This is a genomic window from Methylobacterium sp. J-048, from assembly GCF_022829515.1.
Classification (GTDB): Bacteria; Pseudomonadota; Alphaproteobacteria; order Rhizobiales; family Beijerinckiaceae; genus Methylobacterium.
In genome coordinates this window covers 15990-34110 of record NZ_JAKSYL010000187.1, presented here as the reverse complement: position 1 = coordinate 34110, position 18121 = coordinate 15990, and the positions used below count along the sequence as shown (strand labels likewise).

Annotated in this window: 17 protein-coding genes; 5 read left to right on the top strand and 12 right to left on the bottom strand. The window is 70.1% G+C overall.

Going from position 1 to position 18121, the window contains the following annotated elements:
• The first annotated feature begins 161 nt into the window (after positions 1-161).
• From MKL09_RS19185 to MKL09_RS19165, 5 genes are all read left to right on the top strand, one after another.
• Positions 162-953, top strand: a complete 792-nt coding sequence (locus MKL09_RS19185) for a hypothetical protein (RefSeq protein ID WP_244022747.1) — start codon at positions 162-164, stop codon at positions 951-953.
• Complete coding sequence (locus MKL09_RS19180) at positions 950-1993, top strand: NAD-dependent epimerase/dehydratase family protein (RefSeq protein ID WP_244022745.1); 1044 nt, start codon at positions 950-952, stop codon at positions 1991-1993. The genes MKL09_RS19185 and MKL09_RS19180 overlap by 4 nt, the downstream gene beginning before the upstream one ends.
• Positions 1994-2126: 133 nt before the next feature.
• A complete protein-coding gene (locus MKL09_RS19175) occupies positions 2127-2801 on the top strand; it encodes a DedA family protein (protein ID WP_244022743.1) in 675 nt (224 codons plus the stop codon).
• Between the two features lie 283 nt (positions 2802-3084).
• On the top strand, positions 3085-3501 hold the full coding sequence (locus MKL09_RS19170) for a hypothetical protein (RefSeq protein WP_058191954.1): 417 nt from the start codon (positions 3085-3087) through the stop codon (positions 3499-3501).
• Positions 3502-3547: 46 nt separating this feature from the next.
• Complete coding sequence (locus MKL09_RS19165) at positions 3548-5953, top strand: glycosyltransferase family 2 protein (protein ID WP_244022741.1); 2406 nt, start codon at positions 3548-3550, stop codon at positions 5951-5953.
• Between the two features lie 9 nt (positions 5954-5962).
• Here the strand turns inward: MKL09_RS19165 and MKL09_RS19160 are convergent, their stop codons facing one another.
• From MKL09_RS19160 to MKL09_RS19105, 12 genes are all read right to left on the bottom strand, one after another.
• Entirely contained in the window at positions 5963-7612 is a 1650-nt protein-coding gene (locus MKL09_RS19160) for an SGNH/GDSL hydrolase family protein (protein WP_244022739.1), read from the bottom strand.
• Between the two features lie 45 nt (positions 7613-7657).
• Positions 7658-8902: a hypothetical protein gene (locus MKL09_RS19155; protein WP_244022737.1), complete on the bottom strand. Its 1245-nt coding sequence runs from the start codon at positions 8900-8902 to the stop codon at positions 7658-7660.
• A 271-nt stretch (positions 8903-9173) separates the two neighbouring features.
• A complete protein-coding gene (locus MKL09_RS19150; RefSeq protein WP_244022735.1) occupies positions 9174-10481 on the bottom strand; it encodes a coagulation factor 5 8 type domain-containing protein in 1308 nt (435 codons plus the stop codon).
• Positions 10482-10612: 131 nt separating this feature from the next.
• On the bottom strand, positions 10613-10840 hold the full coding sequence (locus MKL09_RS19145) for a DUF1127 domain-containing protein (protein ID WP_244022733.1): 228 nt from the start codon (positions 10838-10840) through the stop codon (positions 10613-10615).
• A gap of 83 nt (positions 10841-10923) precedes the next feature.
• Positions 10924-11607 carry a helix-turn-helix transcriptional regulator gene (locus tag MKL09_RS19140; protein ID WP_244022731.1) on the bottom strand — a complete coding sequence of 228 codons (684 nt, stop codon included), beginning with the start codon at positions 11605-11607 and terminating at the stop codon, positions 10924-10926.
• 84 nt (positions 11608-11691) lie between these two features.
• Complete coding sequence (locus MKL09_RS19135) at positions 11692-12462, bottom strand: anti-sigma factor family protein (protein WP_244022729.1); 771 nt, start codon at positions 12460-12462, stop codon at positions 11692-11694.
• Positions 12459-13001, bottom strand: a complete 543-nt coding sequence (locus tag MKL09_RS19130; protein WP_244022728.1) for a sigma-70 family RNA polymerase sigma factor — start codon at positions 12999-13001, stop codon at positions 12459-12461. The genes MKL09_RS19135 and MKL09_RS19130 overlap by 4 nt, the downstream gene beginning before the upstream one ends.
• 117 nt (positions 13002-13118) lie before the next feature.
• On the bottom strand, positions 13119-14069 hold the full coding sequence (gene argC, locus MKL09_RS19125) for an N-acetyl-gamma-glutamyl-phosphate reductase (protein WP_244022726.1): 951 nt from the start codon (positions 14067-14069) through the stop codon (positions 13119-13121).
• Between the two features lie 78 nt (positions 14070-14147).
• Complete coding sequence (locus MKL09_RS19120) at positions 14148-14627, bottom strand: YidB family protein (protein ID WP_244022724.1); 480 nt, start codon at positions 14625-14627, stop codon at positions 14148-14150.
• Between the two features lie 308 nt (positions 14628-14935).
• On the bottom strand, positions 14936-15856 hold the full coding sequence (locus MKL09_RS19115) for a PhnA-like protein (RefSeq protein ID WP_244022722.1): 921 nt from the start codon (positions 15854-15856) through the stop codon (positions 14936-14938).
• Between the two features lie 40 nt (positions 15857-15896).
• Complete coding sequence (locus MKL09_RS19110) at positions 15897-16241, bottom strand: CsbD family protein (protein WP_244022720.1); 345 nt, start codon at positions 16239-16241, stop codon at positions 15897-15899.
• Between the two features lie 311 nt (positions 16242-16552).
• Positions 16553-18013 carry a helix-turn-helix transcriptional regulator gene (locus MKL09_RS19105; protein WP_244022718.1) on the bottom strand — a complete coding sequence of 487 codons (1461 nt, stop codon included), beginning with the start codon at positions 18011-18013 and terminating at the stop codon, positions 16553-16555.
• Between the last annotated feature and the right edge of the window lie 108 nt (positions 18014-18121).

Below are 18121 nucleotides of genomic sequence, written 5' to 3'. Positions count from 1 at the left end.
AGATCACCCTTAGCGCCGTGCCGCAGAGCTGGTAAGTCCCCGCCTGGGAGTGGTCAGTCGCGGTTCCGGGGTCGCGGCACGGTGGACCTTGGAATGAGAGGCCCCGGCCCGAAGCCTCCAGGCCGGATCCGCCGCAGGCGCAGGAAGTGGAACGCCTTTGCATGGATGAGTTGGGGAGTCCCGAGATCGGTGGCGACGGGCAAGCGCGAATCCCGACCTTGGCGGCCGGCACGCAGGAGGGGCGTGACGGAGCGATGTGCGCCCTGGAGGCAGTGGCGGACCTTGCCAGCGAACTCCATTCCGATCAGCCCGCCTGCGCCTCGCCGAGCATCGCCGCCTTCATCCGGACCTGGAGCGATGGCCTGCCGCAGGCCGAGCGCGACGGCCTGATCCTCCCGCTCGTCCCGCGGCTCGTCGGAACGAACGGTTCGGAGGCCTTGGAGCGCCGGCGTATCGCGATGGTCGCCGATTGGCTCGTGCGCAGCCACGTGCCGGCGTGGTTCCGGCTGGCCAAGCTGAACGTCGAGGCGGACGAACTCGCCGACCGGGCCGAACTCACGGACGTCGCCGATCTCGCCTCCCTCTGCGATCACTTGAAGCGCGCCCGCAAGCGGGCGGCGGTCGCCAACCTCACCCTGCGGCAGACCGGCTCCGCGGTTCGGGCCGCCGCCTGGGATGCCACCCAGCAGGCCGCCTGGATCACCGTCCGGGACGCCTTGGACGAGGCCGGGCCGCCGATCTTCGCCGCCGGCTGGGATGCGGCCTATGCAGCTGCTTACGCGGCGACCCGGGCCTACGGGAAGGCGCCGCTGGAGCCGACACGGCGCATGCTGCAGCAGTCCGCCCTCGCCCTGGTCGAGCGCTTGATCGAAGTGCGAGACCCGGACCCGGCCCGGTCCGACGCGCCGGCAGTCCCGGCTCCGGCGCATCCGGGCGCCGAACTCAGGCCATGAGCGGCGGCCGAGGACGTCACGGGCCGCCGGTCGATCCGGCGGCCGGAGCCGGCCCATCGGCTTCGACGCTCGCGGGGGCCCGCTGCCTTGTGCTGGGCGGTGCCGGTTTCCTGGGCCTGAACCTGTGCAACCGCCTCGCTCAGGCCGGCGCCGAGGTCACCTGCTTCAGCCGCAGTCACCCGCAAGCCGAGGTCCTCGACCGACGCGTCGCCCGGGTGACCGGCCAGTTCGCCGATCGGCTCGGCATCGCCAACGCGGTCGAGCGTCAGGATTTCGTCTTCCACCTCATCGCCGGATCGATCCCCGAGAGCTCGAACCGGGACCCGTCCGCAGAGCTCGCCGCCGCGCCGATCGCGACCCTGCACCTCCTCGAGATCTGCCGCTCGGCCCGGATCAGGAAGGTCGTGTTCGCGTCCTCCGGGGGGGCGATCTACGGGATCCCGCGCGCCACCCCGATCCCGGAAGCGGCGCCCACCGATCCTATCTCGGCCTACGGCATCAGCAAGCTGATGATCGAGAAGTCCCTCCACCTGTACCGGCATCTCCACGGGATCGATTACCAGATCCTGCGGATCGCCAACCCGTATGGCCGGTTCCAGCTCGGCAACAGGCACCAGGGCCTGATCGGCAGCACCATCCACCGCGTGCTCGCGGATCTGCCGCTGGAGGTCTGGGGCACCGGCGAGGTCGTGCGCGACTTTCTGCACATCGACGACGTCAGCGACGCCTTCCTGGCCGCTGTCGGCTATGACGGCCCCCACATGGTGATGAATGTCGGCAGCGGCACGGGCCTGAGCGTCAACCAGATCATCGCCGAGCTGGAGCGGGCCTTCGGGCGCGAGCGCCTGCCCTGCCTGTACAAGCCGAGCCGCGCCGCCGACGTGCCGGCCAACGTGCTCGACACCACGCTGATTCGGTCCGAACTCGGCTGGCGGCCCCAGGTCGCCCTGCGTGACGGGCTCATCGGCACGATCGACTGGATGCGAGCCCATCTGGCGGAGACGCGCGGGGACGGCGAACTTCCGAACCCGGCCCGCTGAGGCTGGCGTAGCCCGGGAGCCGTCGTGCTCGGCGGCACAGCCGATCGTCGTCCGGCCCGATATTTCGGGCTTCGCCCCGGAGCGGCCATGTTTCTCGCCGACTGGGCAGCCCTCCGATCCGCGAGGAGACCGCATGTCCTTCCTGCACGATCTGCCGATTGCCGACCTGATCGCCAACTACGGCTACATCGCCATCTTCATCATCATCACGCTGGAGAGCGCCGGCCTGCCGCTCCCGGGCGAGACGGTCCTGCTGACCTCGGCGGCCTATGCCGGCAGCACCGGCAGCCTGAGCATCGCCCTCGTGGTGGCGATCGCCGCGACCGCCGCGATCCTCGGCGACAATGCCGGCTACTGGGTCGGACGGCGCTGGGGCCTGCCCCTGCTGCTGCGCAAGGGGCACCTGATCGGCCTCGATCACGGCCGGCTCAAGCTCGGCCAGTACCTGTTCCGCCGGCACGGCGGGAAGATCGTGTTCTTCGGCCGCTTCACCGCGATGCTGCGCGCTTACGCGGCGGTCCTAGCGGGCGTGAACAAGCTCGATGCGCGCCGCTTCATGTTTTTCAACGCCGTCGGCGGCGTCGCTTGGGCCTCGATCATGGGCTTCGGCGCGTATCTCTGCGGACGCTCGATCGAGAACGTCATGGGCCCGGTGGGCCTCGCGCTCCTGGCCTTCGTGCTGTTGGGCGCCGTGGCCCTGTGGATGTTCATGCGCCGTCACGAAGCGCGCCTGATGGTCGATGCCGAGGCCGCGATCCCCGGCCCGCTGGTGGAGGGCTCGGTCGGGTCGCAGGCGGTGGCGGGGTAGGCAGAGCCGCCCCAGGCCACGGGCAGCCACGTCGCGCAAGGGCTGCTCGCGGAGTCGTCGCCGCATGCGAATGGCTAGGCTGGCGCCGCTTCGAGACGATGGCGTCCCGACGCGAGCGAACCCGCCGGATAGGCCGGACCGGCCAAGGTTGACCGGTCCCGGAGCCGATCGTATCACCCCGCCTCACACGCGGCGCAGGGACGATCGTGCCCGGACCCGATCGATCCCGCCGCATGATCCCGCGCCCGGATCGCAGGACGTCGAGACTGAGACGGAGCCGACCTTGAGCGAGGACGTGGACGCGCTGCGGGCCGAGCTCGCCGAGACGCAGGCGAGGCTCAAGGACGCGCAGGGCGAGCTGGCCCGGCTGGTGCGTCTGGCGGAGGCCGATCTGCAGCGCCGGCGGCCCGGCGAGCAATCGAGCGTCGTCGCCTCCTCGGTGCGCCGGCCCCCCGCCAAGGAGGTCGCCGCCCGGATCGCCAAGTTCGTGCATCTCTACCGGGAGGCCGCCGCAGCGAGCCCCGAGCGGGCGCCGGTCGTCCCCGAGCAGACCCTGCTCGACTGGCTCGAGACCTCCGGGCTGTTCGACCGAAATTTCTATCTCGCGTGCAACGACGACGTCGCGAATGCCGGCGCCGACCCGACGCGGCACTATTACAACCACGGCTCCGAGGAAGGACGCCTTCCCGGCACCCTCTAGGGGCCGGTCGAAGGCAGCGGTGCCCAGCGTTCGAGGAATGGGATCGATGCAGGACGGTGCAGGAGACGCCGCGCCGGGTGCGAGCACGGCGACGCCCGCCCTGGAGCCGTGGCAGGACGATTTCTCGACGATCTATCGCAGCGGCCGGTTCGACCACATCTGGTACGCGACGCGCTATCCCGATGTCGGCCTGACCGACCTGTCGCCGCTCGAACACTACGTGAAGTACGGCGCCCGGCTCGGGCGGCAGCCGCGGGCGGACTTCACCGCCGAGCCGGACGAGAGCTTCGACGGCAGCTTCGTCAACCCGTTCGCGGCCTGGATCCGCGCCCGCGCCGAGGCCGAGCCTGCGCCGGAATGGAACCGGCCGGTCGTGTCGGTCCTGTGCATCACCTACAACCAGGCCCGGTTCATCCGGCAGACCCTCGACAGCATCCTCGGGCAGGTCACGGATTTCCCGTTCGAGCTTTTGGTCGGCGACGACCGGTCGAGCGACGGCACCGCCGAGATCATCGCGGACTACGCCGCGCGCCATCCCAACCTCGTGGCGGTGCTGCGATCAGAGAATCTCGGGCCGAACAAGAACTTCGCCGACCTCACGGCTCGCGCCCGCGGCGAGTACGTCGCGATCTGCGAGGGCGACGATTACTGGACGGATTCGAGCAAGCTCCAGCGCCAGGTCGAATTCCTGCGGGCGAATCCGGAATTCACCCTGTGCTTCCACCCGGTGCGCGTCCTCTACGAGGACATGCCGGGGGTCGAAGAGATCTATCCGAAGCATTCGAGCCCGCAGCCGTCTCTGTCCGACCTCGTCGCGCACAACTTCGTCCAGACCAACAGCGTGCTCTATCGCTGGCGCTACCACGGCGAAGAGCCCTTCCGGCTCGACGAGGGCATCGCCCCGGGGGATTGGTACGTCCACCTGATGCATGCCGAGGTCGGCCGCATCGGCTTCCTGCCCCAGGTCATGGCGGTCTACCGCAAGCACGCGGCTGGGATGTGGGCGACCTACGCCACCGAGCTCGCCCGGCACAAGAAGCTCGGAAATTCCGAGATCGCGTTCTTCCGGACGCTCCGCGGCCATTTCGGCGGGCGCTACGCCGCCGGCTACGAGGCCTCGCAGAAGGCGATCTTCCGGCGCTTGGCCGAGGCCTATCTCGACGAGGAGGACGTCCCGAGCCTCGGTGCCCTGATCGACGCCAATCCCGACATCGCCCGGGCGGCCCTGCGCGACATGGGCCTCGACGCGCCCGACGACCTCTCCGGCGAGCCGGCAGCCCTGCGCGTCTGGCTCGAAGAGCAACTGACGGTCAGCGTCATCGTCACCGCCTACAACCATGCCGGCTATATCCGCCGCTGCCTCGACGGGGTGCTGGCCCAGCGCGGCCTGTTCAAGCTGCAGGTGGTGATCGGGGACGATTGCTCGACCGACGGGACGCCCGAGATCGTCGAATCCTACCGGGCGCGCGATCCGGAGCGGATCACCGTGCGGCCCCGGGCGAAAAACCTCGGCATGCTGCGCAACATGCAGGATTGCCTCGGCGCCTGCACCGGGCGCTACATCGCCTTCTGCGAGGCCGACGATTACTGGCTGTCCGACCGCAAGATCGCGATGCAGCTTCGGATGCTGCGCAACGACCGCGCCCTCGACATGTGCTTCAACTGGGTCCTGCTGCACTACCCGGCGACTGGCTCCTTTGTGCCGCACGACGAGCAGGGCCGCTATCCCACCGGCACGATCAGCTTCCCGGTGCTGGCCAACGCGCCGCTCACCGCCAACTTCTCCTGCTGCGTCTACCGCGCCGAGGCCCTGCGCCGGGTGCCCGAGGCGTATTACGAGAACGCGGCGGCGGCCGACTGGCTGATGAACCTCTACGTCGCCGACAAGGGCCGCATTGCGTTCCTGCGCGAGTTGCTGTCGGTCTACACGGTCCAAGAGAAGGGCCAGTGGTCGGGCCTGCCCGAGGACATCAGGAACGCCCGGATCGCCGAGTACCAGAAGCAGTTCGCAAAAATCTTCGGGGAGGGGCGCGGCTTCGAGAAATACGAGGTCGGCTGCACCATCGCCGAGCTCGACGGCGAATTGCCGGATTCCTTCGCCCGGGCGAACCTCGAAACGCCGCAGGACCGGGTCTGGGCCGAGATCCAGGACGGGCAGGTGCTGCTCTCCGGCTGGGTGGTCTCGGCGAGCCGGGCCAAGGCGACGCTCGTCGCCGAGGTCGACGGCGAGGTTCAGCGGATACCCGTGGACGTCCACCGGCCCGACGTGATCGCGGCGGTGCTGGGCGACATGCCGACCACCATGGAGGAGGCCCGCTGCGGCTTCCGCCTCACCCTCCCCTACGCGCTCCACCTCGAAGTGTTGCTCTCGATCGAGGTCGAGCACGAGGTCGTGCCGTGGCTGTCGGTCATTTTTACCCATCGCGTGAAGCGAGCTGACCGACAGGGGTAAGACGGCGGGCTACCGTCCCCCGCCGAGCCAGCGCCGCACCCGCGCGAACGGCGTGCGGGGCCGGTCGAGCACCTTCGCCACCTCGGCGGCCAGTCGCGCGGCGACGATCTCACGCGCCGGATCGTCGTAATGGACGATGTCGTAGAAGGTCCCCTCCTCCCGATCGCGAAACAGGCCGCTGAGGTCGAGGGCCGTGAAGGTGCTGCGGTAGGGCCGCCGCGCCACGAGCTCGGCGGTGAACGCCTCCAGCTTGCCGTACTGGCGGTCGAGATAGGCCAGGAACGCCCCCGAGGCGACGCTCCGCTCCACCTCCGTGAGGCGGCGCTTGCGCAGCACGGTCGGCTGCAGGACGCTCACGATCGGCACGGCGTGGTCGTGGGACAGCTTGGTGAGGCGGTGCGCCGCGAGCCGGTAGTGGTGGACGATCGCGTCCTCCCAGCCGGGTGTCTGCCAGCCCGCCTCCGCGCGCAGCCGCTTCAGCTCTTCGTAGATCAGGGTGACCAGCGCGTCGTAGGACAACCCGTCCTCCCGCGCCCGGGGATCGTGCGTGTCGAAGAAGTGGTCGTAGAGCCGTTCGGTGATGAAGGCGTTGTACGGGTAGCCGGGCCGCGGATCGTAGGTCCAGGGCTGGAACAGGTCGGTGCTGCCGCTCATCACCACGATCGCGTCGGGCTGGTAGCCCACGAGCCTCGACCAGATCAGGTGGGTCATCTGCGTGAGGCAGCTCGACATCACGCCGAAATTGTAGACTTTTGCGCGCGTGCGACCCTGCGCCCGTAGTAGCCGTTCGAGACGCCCGGGCAGGGTGTTGGCCAGCGTGCCGCCATCGATGGTGGTCGAGTCGCCAACGACAAAAATCCGGGTCTCGCCGGGGGGCTTGTGCTCCGTGATCGCGGTGGCGTTGAGGAAGCCGTGGGCATCGAACGGGACGCCGTAATGGCTCGCCCCCGGCTTGCCGGCGAACTGGATGTAGGGGCTCGGGTGGCGGGTGTTCGAGTCGAGGTAGCCGAAATGGTGCAGGAACTTGCGCCGCCGCGCCGCGTCCTCGCTCTCCGGTGGCGGCCAGATCTGATCGACGCCCGGGGCGGTGAGCGCCGCCAGCATCGCGGCCTGGAGCGCGGCGTTGCCGGCGGCGTTGAGGCTCACGCCGTCGTCGCTGAATTCGGGCTTGAGCCCGCCCGCCGCGGTCGCCAGGACGGGGTCGTGGTCGATGAAGCCGGCGCCGTATTCGTGGACGTGGTCGCGCAGCCACGCATTCACCTGCGCGATCAGGTCCAGGGGCCGCCCGGCAACGGCCGGTGAGGCCGGGTCGACCGGCGGGATCGAGCCGACCCAGCTGCGTACGTAGAGATCGCGCGTGTCGGCGAGCATCGCCCGGATGTCGGCTACGATGCCGTCCAGCGAGACGCCCGGGTTGCCGCCCAGGATGTCGTCGCGGCCGCAGATCAGGTGGAGGCCCCTGGCCCCGTAGAGCGCGATCTCGGAGCGCAGGCGGCGGGCCATGTCCCGGGTCGCCTGCCCGGGGATCCCGCGCGCGACGGTCTGCGGCCCGGAGAAGGCCTCTGGCATCTGCGCCGTCCAGGACGCGGTCACCGAGTCGCCGAAGAACAGGATCGGCCCGAACGGGAAGAGCGGCCTGTCGCCGGCCGGCGCGCTCATGCGGTCGCCCTCGTCATGGGTGTCGTCATCGTTTGTGGTGTGGTCTCAGCCGGCCGCGAAAATCTCGATCCCGTCGAGGTGCAGGACCTGCTCCTCGTCGAGATCGACCTTCAGGTAGCGGAACCGGGCATTGTCGAAGCGGAGATGCAGCGGGATGCCGGGATGCCAGTCGGCATCCACCGCGTCGAACACGAGGCGATACTCGGCTTCGGTCTCGCCGAGCCAGACCCGCATCATCTGGGCGCGCTCGCTGGGCTGCCCCCAGCGGTTGTAGATGCGGATCTCCGAGACCCGCTCGACCGCGCCGAGATCGAGCACGAACCAGGGATTCGGCTCGAGCGCCGTGTGGAAGAAGAACGACGGGTCGCCGGTGGTCCGCTCGCCGTAGACGCCGCTCGTCCCGGACCAGGGCGAGGCGGAGCTGGCGCGCCAGGTCTTGCTGAGCGCGAGGTTCTCGGACGGCCGCGCCGAGACCAGCGTGTCCATCTCCAGTTCGCCGATCAGCGTCTTGATCTTCTTCGAGGCCTCCCGCAGGGGCGGGATCTCCAGGTCGAGCTTGTAGATCAGGTTCGACAGGATGCTCTGGTCGAAGCGGTGGTCGATGAAGCCGTCGAAATCCGGCAGGCCCATCTGGTTGGGGATGTCGGTGACGACCCGTTCGTCGCCGGCATAGCGCAGCCATTCGGCGACCAGGCGGCGGGTCTCGGAGCTGACCATGAAGGCGATCCAGGTCGCCTGGATCTGGTCGGCGTTCCAGTAGCGCTCGGTGTCGCAGTCCATGAGCACGAAGCAGTCGCGTTTGGTCCAGACCCGCTGGGGCTTCCCGTGCAGCACGCCGACCGCGACCCGGCGCCCGGATCCGTTGAGCCAGGTCAGGAGCGGCGTGACCGGCGGCAGGGGATCCGCGTCGATCGCCTGCATGCCGGTATCGGTGAACACGATGAAGTCGCCGTCGCGGCTCTGCGCCAGCGCCTCGGCGATGATGTAGGGCTTCCACGCCCAGTTCCCGGCGCCGCGCGACCGGTCGAGGATCTGCCTGTGCGCCGCGTAGAACGGGGTCCCGCGCAGACGGTCGGGCGACCAGCTCTCGATCGTGTCGAAATCGCCGGTGGCGGCGGCCGCGGCGACCAAGCGGCGCTGGCTCTCGACGTAGTGGTACTTCGCCGCGAAGCTGACCAGGGTCTTGCGGCGCGGGCGCAGGCGGCGCCGCTGCTGCATCAGGATCTCGGCCCGGTGCATCGGGAAGGCGTTGACCCGCAGGGCCTCTGAGGGCTGGACAGCGCTGACCAAATCGATCCTCCCGGGCGGCTGACCCAGCCGTCGATCGGCGCATCGGCAAGACCGGGATTCCAGAGGGCTCAGCCCTTTGGCGGGGTTCGGGGCAAGATCTTTCGGACTTGGCCCACGAGCATCGGGCGAAGCCCGACACCAGGGCTCCGCCCCGGACCCGCAAAAGGTCACGGACCTTTTGAATCCAGGATTCTTTTCGGCGTGCAGGACCGACTCAAGGTTTCTCGGGCGCTTGTCACCGAGTTTCCCGCCTTCGGCAAGGGCGGCAGGGTCAGGCGTCGTCGAAGGCGAGGTTCTCGATCGGGTAGTCGAGCATCAGCGCGCGGCGCTCGGGCGAGTTGTCCCACTCGCCGACCTTGGTGTAGCCGCCGGCCACGTCCAGCACCTCGACCACCGTGCCGATGGTCGGGATGCCCTTGAAGTGCTGCGGCCAGCCGGAGGCGAAGTAGAACACCTGCTCGACGTGGTCCGAGAGTTGGCAGACCCCCGGCCCGAAGGTGCCGAGCCCGAACACGAGGTAGCGCCCGTTCATCAGCGCCGCGACGTCGTCCGTCAGCGCGCCGCTCTGGGTGGAGAACGGCACGCCGCGCGCCGCGATCCAGGCCTCCAGCGCCGGGATCACCGGGTTGAGCCGGTTCTCGAACACCAGCTTGATCGACGCGATCCGGCCCTCCGCCAGCAGCCGGTCGATGACCATCCGGTAGAAGGCGAGCGGCGGCTGCGGATATTGCGGCGCGACCCAGGTGCCGAAGATGTCCCCCGAGCGGATATGGATCAGGAGCTCGTCGTCGGGCTTCTCGGGGATGCGCGCCGGCAACCGGTTGAACAGCGGCCGGATCGTGGCCCGCACGATCTCCCGGGTCTCCTTGGGGCCGAGCACGCCGGCGAGCCGCTGGATCCCGAGGTCGAAATACATCCCCGATAGGTAGGATCCGTCCGGCGGCAGCGGCGCGGATCCCGGGATGAAGGTGATGCCGCCGAGCGTCACGGGCTCGGACAGCGCGATCACCTCGCTGCGGTCGGCGGCGGGGAGCTTGATCGTCTTGAGGTTGAGGTTGCGGGCGATGCCGATGATCAGCAGGCACTGGATCAGGCAATTGCCGAAGGCGCCGCCTTCGTAGAGCGCGAGCCCGGCCAGCGCGTGCGATCGCGGCCGCTCGGCGCTGACGAGGCTGTAGGTGATGTAGGGTGTCGATTCCGGCCGCTCGCCGGCCATGTCGAAGGACGCACCCAGGACGTGCCGCAGGGTGATCAGGTCGAACGAAGACCGCGTGCACCAGACCTGAACGGCCGGGGCGTCGCGCCCGATCGGACGACGCACGGTCACGCGGACATGGCGGGCCCAGACGCCCTCCCCTTCGGGCTCCGACCAGACCTGCCCGTCATCCGAGACGGCAACGCCGGGGACTTCGCCAACGCGCGCGACGGCGTGGATCGGGAAGCGCAGGCCGAGATCGACCTGCAGCCGGACGGTCCCGCTGGAGTCCGGGCGCCGCGCCTCGGCATCCAGGCGGTGCCAAGGCTGGCCCGCCGCAAGGTCGATTAGGTCGTCCGTCCCGCCGAGTGCCGCAGCGCGCATCGCCCTTGGATCCTCCCGACCGCCGGAAGACCTCTGGGTCCCGGAGCCGGTCCGGCCTGCCGGTGGCGATCATCCCCGCCACTAAACGGACAGGACCGCCATGGGCAAGCGACCGCGGGTCGGCCGAGCCCTCAGCGCAGGGCGGGCGTGAGGCTCCCGGGCATCAGGACCGGCAGCCCCGTGCCGGGCTTGCTCCCGATGCCGGCATGGTGGCTGCAGCCGTTGTCGCAGAAGGCCCGCAGGGTGCGTCGATCCAGGCCGACATCGCCGAGCACATCGTCGTCGAGCGCAGAGAGAACCCGGTAATTGCGCGCCGCCGCACGCCGGATCTGGATGGATTTCAGGATTTCCAAGATCATCGCCCGCTCTCCTCCTGATCGAATACGCATTTTATGTCGCGTCTCGGTGAGAAAGAGCGTCGTTTTATTTCAAGTCCGCCGCATCACTCATTTGAGCAAGGGTGGAGTCTAAATTCGACCGGCCCTGCACAGGCGCGGGCGATTGCCGGAATGGGAAGCGGGCACAGCAGCAGCAGGCGCATCAGCTCGGCCTGCCGGCGTGTGCCGGTCTTCTCGAACAGGCGGCGCAGATGCGCGCGGGCCGTGTGCAGGGTGACCCGGCGCCGGGCCGCACTCGCCGCGAGATCGTTCCCGGCCATGATGTCGGTGGCGAGCGCCGCCTCGGCGGGGGTGAAGCCGAACTGCGCCTGCAGCACGCCCGGGTCCGGCAGCGGGGCGGAGGCGGGGTCGATGACGCGCAGGAGCACGGCGTTCCCGGGGATCGCGCAGGCGGCGATCAGGAGCGTGCCGGTCTCGCCCGCGAGGCGGAGGGAGCAGCCGGTGCCGACCGCGCAGCGGGCGATGACCCGGCCGATCGCGGCGCCGTGCTCGGGCGTACCGCTGCACAGGCATCCGTTCTGGAGGCGCAGCAGGCCCCGGCGGATCAGGGCGTGGGCGGCGCGGTTCAGGAAGTGTGGGCGACCGGAGCGGTCGGTGATCGCCACCGCCTGCTCGAAATGCTCGATCAGCCAGTGAAGCGCATCCTCCACCGGGACCGGGTCGGGGGCGGGTCGCGGGGCGCCGAACCCGCGGGCCGGGCGTGTGTCTCGGTCGGAGATGGCAATCACGCGCGTCCCTCGTCGGATCGTTGCCGATGACGGGATGAAGAACCCGAGTCCCCGCGCCTTTATTCCCGGGCCGGGCCAATTTCGTCAGCGCGGCCGGGCGGTCCGGGTGCGGTACAGCTCGACGAAGCCGCGCAGGTCCCGGGCATTGAGGTCCGACACCGCCCAGTAGGTGAGATCGCCGGCTTCCCAGCGCTCGATGAACGTCCCATCCCGGCGCTCCTCGCCGGCCGGCGCGCCGTCGGTCGCCGGGACCACCGTGACGCTGATCACGTGCCGGTCGTGGCGGTAGACCAGGCTCGGCACCGGCTTGCCGTCGACGATGTCGACCCGGCCGCCGATCAGGGGGTAGCCCCGATCGGCCAGATCGGGGGCGTCGGGTGCGATGGTCGTGCGCCCGTTGAACCACGGCTTGACCACGTGCCCGTCCGCGGAGGCGATATCGAAGGGCTGCGGCGCGGCGAGACCCCGCAGATGGCCGGCGAGCACGGCCTCGGCCGCCGGGGCGGGCGCTTCGGCGGTCCCGAGCGGGACGAGGCCGCCCCCGATCGACGCGCCGACGGCGAGGCCCGCCACCAGCGTCGCGGCGAGCGCCGGCCAGGACCTGAACCAGGAGCGGCGGGGCTCCGGATCGGCGAACCCGACCTGCTGGACGATCCGCCCGCGCAGGGTCCCGGGGACCGGCACCTCCGCCAGCGTGGTCCGCACGGCACCCGAGAGGCCGCGGAGGCGCTCGGCCAGCGCGCGCAGGTCCGGCTCGGCCGCGAGGCGGCGCTCCATGGCCAGCACCTCGCCGGGCGACAGCTCGCCGTCGGCGTAGGCGCTGAGCAACAGGAGGGTTTCGTCGTCGCCGGTCATCGCCCGTCCTTCGCGAGCCGTTCGAGCAGGTGCTGGCGCGCCCGCGCCAGACGCGACATCACGGTCCCGATCGGCACGCCCGTCACCTCGGCGATCTCCCGGTAGCCGAGGCCGTGATATTCCCGCAGGACCAGCGCCTCCCGGAACGGGACCGGCAGCGCGTCGATCGCCCCGGCGAGCCGCCCGGCCTCGTCGCTGGCGATGAGGGCGGCCTCGGGGGTCTCCGGCGCCTCGGCGAGCATGCTCCCGGCATCAAGGGCTGACCGAGCCGCCGGGGCGAGGTCCTCGGCGAAGATCACCGCCCGGGGCCGGTGCCGCTGCAGCCACGAATAGCCGGTGTTGCGGACGATGGTCAGGAACCACGCCCGCGCATTGCCCTCCGCGAAGGTCTCGATCGCCCGGTAGGCGCGCAGGCAGGCCTCCTGCATCACGTCCTCGGCGTCGGTGGCGTTGCCGGTGAGCCAGTGCGCGAGCCGGTAGCCCTCATCGAGGCGGGGCAGGACCAATTGGCTGAAGCGCGCACGGGCGAGCGTCGTCATGCGCCGCCGCTCCCCGGATCGATGTCTCGCGCCGCCATCGGCCGCTCACCCCGCAGCTCCACGCCCCGGAATGAGAACCGTCGGGCCGCCCCGGGTATTCCCGGAGGCGGCAAAAAATCAGGCGTCGAGCCCAAGCATCAGCCCGAGATTCTGCACCGCCGCCCCGGAAGCGCCCTTGCCGAGATTGTCGAGGCGCGCCACCAGCACCGCCTGCCCGTGCTCGGACGAGCCGAACACCCGCAGCTCCAGCCGGTCGGTGTCGTTGAGATCCTCGGGCGTGATCTTTTCGCGGTGGGCGCCGGTCTCGGCGCCGGTCGTCAACTGGACCAGGGGTTGGCCGGCGTACCAATCCCGCAGGGCCGCCTCCAGGTCGCCGGCCGCGGGCTTGCCCGGCAGCGCGTCGAGGTGGAGCGGCACGCTCACCAGCATGCCCTGGCGGAAATTGCCCACCGACGGCACGAAGATCGGCCGCCGGGTGAGCCCGCTATAAAGTTGAAGTTCCGGCACGTGCTTGTGGGCGAAGCCGAGGCCGTAGAGCAGGAACGGCGCCGCGCCGCCCCGCTCGTACTCCTCGATCATGCCCTTGCCGCCGCCGCTATAGCCGCTGACCGCGTTGACGCTGATCGGGAAATCCGCCGGGATCAGGCCGGCCTCGACCAGGGGGCGCAGCAGCGCGATGCCGCCGGTCGGGTAGCAGCCGGGATTGGCCACCCGCCGGGCGCGGGCCACGGCGGCGCCCTGCTCCCGGGTCATCTCCGGGAAGCCGTAGGTCCAGCCGGGGGCGACCCGGTGGGCGGTGCTGGCGTCGAGGATGCGCGGGCCGCCCGCGGGCAGGCTGTCGGCGAGCGCCACCGTCTCCTTCGCGGCGTCGTCCGGCAGGCACAGGACCGCGAGATCGACCTCGGCCAGCAGGGCGCGCTTCGCCTCCGGATCCTTCCGGTGCTCGGGCGCGATGCTGCGCAGGGTCACGCGGCCGTCGCGCTCCAGGCGCTCGCGGATGCCGAGGCCGGTGGTGCCGGCCTCGCCGTCGATGAACACGATGGGCCGCGTCGCTGCTTCGCTCGCCATGATCCGTCTCGCAGGCCAGAATCACGCCCGGCCGTTACGCCTCGGAGGTGGAGCCTGCGGACGCCCCTGTCAACGCCGTCAGGTCGGCAGGCGGCCGTCCGGCGAGTAGCGGTCGATCGCCGAGGGCAGCTCGCGGGACAGGCGCGCCAGCAGGGCCGCCCGGCTGAGCCCGGTCTGCTGCGTCAGGTGGTCGAGGGTCTCAGGGCCGATGGCGCGCTCGAGGTCGGCCTCGGGGATGTCGCGGTTGGTGCCGTGATTGATCCAGGAGGTCGCGGTCTCGCCGTGCCCGCCCTTGGTGAAATGGTCGACCAGTTCGCTGAGGCCGCTGGCGATCAGGCCGCCGACCCCGGCCGCCCCGGTGCCGCCCAGCAATCCGCCGAGGCGGGAGACCGGGTCGGTGCCGCTCGCGGAGGCGGGGTTCGGCACGGATGGGACGGGCGACGGGCTGGTCCCGTGATCGTGGCCCTTCAGCAGCTCGGCGAGCTTGTCGCGGTTCTGGTAGCCGGCGAGGGCCAGCAGGCCCAGCAGCGCGGTCATCGAGGGGTAACCCTTGCTCATGGCGTGTCCTCCTGGCGTGTCCTCTCAAGTGTCCGCCGAAAGCGTCTCGCTCGCGAGCCTCGGCCGGCGGATCCCGGGGCTCGCGAAGGGTGTCAGCGCGGGCGACGCGACGGGGCCGCGGACCGGCCGGCGAAGCGGCGGCCGACATAGGCGATCAGCTTCGGCAGAACGAAGATGGTGAGGAGCTTGCGGATCATCGGAGTTCTCCGTGGGGGCGACGGGGGAAGCGAGCGCGTCGGCGACCCGGATCGGGGTGTCCCGTCCCGGGTCGATCGATCCCCGCGCAAGGCGCGCGGGGACCGCGGGTCTCAGGCGCGGCGGGCGCCGTAGGACTCGACCAGGGTCTCGGCCTTCGGGGCACCGAGGCGACCGCCCAGGAAGGCGGCCAGCGCGCCGAGGATCAGCGCGAGGGCGGCGTAGAAGGCGCCCTGCGTGGCCGCCGACTTGGTGGCGACGGCGGCAGCCTCGGCCTTCTGCTTGGCGGTGGCGACCGCCTGGTCGTACTGCTTCTCGTAGTCCTGGATCTGCTGCTTGGCCTGGTCGGCCGGGATGCCCTGCACCTTGGCCAGAGCGTCCGCAGCCCGGGTCTCGGCCTGCTGCTTCTGGGCCGGATCACCGGTCAGGACAGCTCGCACCGCCGCCACGGCCGCATCACGCGCCGCCTGCGGATCCTGGCCGGACGCCTGCTGGCGCACGGTGCTCTCGATCCCGTCGAGCGGGTTCGTGATCTTCGACAGCGAGGGCGCCGCAGCCTGCGCCGCGGTCTGCACGGTGCCGCCGACGAGGTTGCCGGCGCCGCCCAGCGTGGTCGCTACGCCATTGAAGGCGCCGCCGACGATCCCGCCCACCGCCGAGGTCAGCAGGTAGAGGACGACCAGGGTGGTCACCGACCAGGACACCAGCCCGTGCAGGCCGGCCGCGCCGCCCACCGGCTTGCCCGAGAGCCGCCCGGCCAGGAATCCGCCGATCAGCGAGGCGACGATGCCCGAGGCCACGAACCAGATGCCGGCGCTCATCGACAGGGTCGAGGCGGCCGGGTTGTCGGCGGCGTTCATGCCGACGCTGGATAGGCCGATGCCGACGCCGAGCATGTTGAGGATGACCTGGGCGACCAGCGCCGTGGTGGCACCCGCGAAGATCGCGCCCCACGAAACCTGGTGGAGAAGGACGGTGCGCGCGTCGCTCGTATGGGCGAGCGGCGCGGTCGAGAGGCTGGGGGATGCGGTCACTGTGTACTCCTGGTCGTCGTATCGAAAAGGGTGGCCGCGCTCAGCGGCGGGCGTGCATGAGCAGAGCGAGGCCGTAGCCGACGGCGCCGGCGATCAGCAGCGCGACGAGCGGGCTCTCCTCGACCTGCTGGGCCACGGCGCGGGAGCCCCGGCGGGCGTAGTCGCCGGCGTTCTCGTAGGCGTCCTCGGCGTAGCGGCCGGCCTCGTCGGCGACATTGCGGGCCGTGTCCTTGGCCTGGCCGTAGAGGTTCTCGGCCGAGCCCTGCGCCTCGCGGAAGCGCCCCTCGACGGAGTCGCCCTTCGAGCCGGTGAGGTCGCCCACGGCGCCCTGGGCCTTGCCGACGAATTCCTTGGCGGCTCCCGTCACGCGATCGGTATCAACCATAGTGTTTCTCCTGTTCGGGTGTTGCAGTTTGGGGTGGTGGGTGTGCGCCGCTCGACCTGGACTGCGCGTGGCGCGGCATCCGGGGTCTCGCGTCGGACTTCTGCGAAGCGCGCTGGGCCGGGCTCGTCGCGGCGATGCCGCGTCGCCGGGCCATGAGCTCTGATGCGTGAACCCGAGACTGGACCGGGGGTTGCCCGCATGACGGTCTCGATTTCGAAATTCGGGCTTCTCGCGGGTTGATCTCGAACGATACCGCAGGTGGGGTCAGATTTTCTCGGATCAATAGTTAATTCATACCGGTATCGTTCAGCTCATGGACTGGCTTCCCGCGTGGTGAAGCCATTGTCCCGGCCCCAGACGATCACCTCGGTGCGTTTGTGGACGCCGAGCTTGCGATAGAGCGAGGCGGCGTGATTGCGCACGGTGTTGCGCGACAGGTTCAGCCGCTTGGCGATGGCCTCGTCCGACAGGCCGGCGCAGACCAGCCCGAGGATCTGGCGCTCCCGGACCGTGAGGCTCTGGACGCCCTCGTCGGCGCTGTCGCGGCCGGGATGGCGCAGGCCGGCGAGCTTCTCGATCAGGCCGCGGCTGAACCACGAGGTGTCGGCCATCACGGTCTCGATCGCAGTGAACAATTCGCGCTCGGAGCGTTTGCGCTCGGTGATGTCCTGGAGCACCGCCAGGATGTAATCGTCGTCGCCGATCACCACCCGCTCGGCCGAGACCAAGCAGTCGATCTCGGTCCCGTCCTCGTGCCGCATGCACGTCTCCAGGCCGAGCACGTAGCCGGTGCGCCGGACCGAGGCCTCGAACTTCGCCCGGGCGGAATCCGAGACCCACAGGCCCATCTCCTCGGCGGAGCGGCCGATAGTCTTGTCCTGGCCGTAGCCGAAGATCCGCGGGAAAGCCTCGTTGATCGCGGTGACGGCGAAGCCGTCGGCTCGGGCGAGCAGCGTCGGCACCGGCGTCATCCGGAACGCCGTGGCGAAGCGCGCCTCGCTCTGGCGGAGCGAGGTCTCGGCCTTCTTGCGCAGCTCCAGATCCGCGAAGGTGAAGAGCATGCACGGCTCCTCGCCCATCTCGATCGGCTGGCCGGCCACGATGACGAAGCGGGTGCCGCCATCCGGGAGCTGCAGCCGGGCCTCCATCTGGGGAATGGTCGCGCCGGCATTGAGCCGCGTCACCGCCAGGTCGCGCTGCTTGGCGTCGGCCAGCACGTCGACCTCGTAGACGCTGCGCCCGATCACCTGGTCACGGGTGTGGCCGGTCATCTCCAGGAAGCCGGCATTGACCTTGACGTGGCGCAGGTCGGACAGGCGGGTGATCACGGCCGGCGCCGGGTTGGCGTTGAAGGTCTTCTCGAACCGCTCCTCGGCCTCGAATTGCGGCGTGACGTTCTGGAGGATCAGCGCGAGGCAGCTCGGCTGCCCGGCCCGGTCGGTGGCGACCAGGCTGCGCAGGGAATGCACGAAGGCGACGTCCGGCTGGTCGGACCGCACCACCTCGACGATGACGTCGTGGAACGTCTCGCCGCGCACCACCCGCTCGATCGGGTAATGCTCGGGCGGCCGGTTGTTGCGGTAGCGGACGGAGAACCGGTCCCGGTAGGCGTCGACGGTCTCGCCGAGCTCCTGCAGGCTGCCGGCGCCGTGCATGGCGAGCGCCGCGTCGTTGGCCCAGGTGATCGTCTGGTCCGGCTCGACCAGGATCACGCCCTCGGTCAGGCCGGCGATGATCTGCCTCAGCTCGTGTCTGTCGACGCCCGCGGTCACGGTGGTTCAGCTGCCTCGCCCGATGCGATCCGGACTGGATCGGCGGCGGGTAACAGGTCACGAAACCGGATGTTCCCTTGTGCGCAATCGTTTGGCTGGTATATTTTA

Bases quoted from the DNA above. Each gene is read 5' to 3' on its own strand.
- MKL09_RS19185 (WP_244022747.1), top strand. From the start codon at position 162: ATGGATGAGTTGGGGAGTCCCGAGATCGGTGGCGACGGGCAAGCGCGA.
- MKL09_RS19180 (WP_244022745.1), top strand. From the start codon at position 950: ATGAGCGGCGGCCGAGGACGTCACGGGCCGCCGGTCGATCCGGCGGCC.
- MKL09_RS19175 (WP_244022743.1), top strand. From the start codon at position 2,127: ATGTCCTTCCTGCACGATCTGCCGATTGCCGACCTGATCGCCAACTAC.
- MKL09_RS19165 (WP_244022741.1), top strand. From the start codon at position 3,548: ATGCAGGACGGTGCAGGAGACGCCGCGCCGGGTGCGAGCACGGCGACG.
- MKL09_RS19160 (WP_244022739.1), bottom strand. From the start codon at position 7,612: ATGAGCGCGCCGGCCGGCGACAGGCCGCTCTTCCCGTTCGGGCCGATC.
- MKL09_RS19150 (WP_244022735.1), bottom strand. From the start codon at position 10,481: ATGCGCGCTGCGGCACTCGGCGGGACGGACGACCTAATCGACCTTGCG.
- MKL09_RS19145 (WP_244022733.1), bottom strand. From the start codon at position 10,840: ATGATCTTGGAAATCCTGAAATCCATCCAGATCCGGCGTGCGGCGGCG.
- MKL09_RS19135 (WP_244022729.1), bottom strand. From the start codon at position 12,462: ATGACCGGCGACGACGAAACCCTCCTGTTGCTCAGCGCCTACGCCGAC.
- MKL09_RS19130 (WP_244022728.1), bottom strand. From the start codon at position 13,001: ATGACGACGCTCGCCCGTGCGCGCTTCAGCCAATTGGTCCTGCCCCGC.
- argC (WP_244022726.1), bottom strand. From the start codon at position 14,069: ATGGCGAGCGAAGCAGCGACGCGGCCCATCGTGTTCATCGACGGCGAG.
- MKL09_RS19120 (WP_244022724.1), bottom strand. From the start codon at position 14,627: ATGAGCAAGGGTTACCCCTCGATGACCGCGCTGCTGGGCCTGCTGGCC.
- MKL09_RS19110 (WP_244022720.1), bottom strand. From the start codon at position 16,241: ATGGTTGATACCGATCGCGTGACGGGAGCCGCCAAGGAATTCGTCGGC.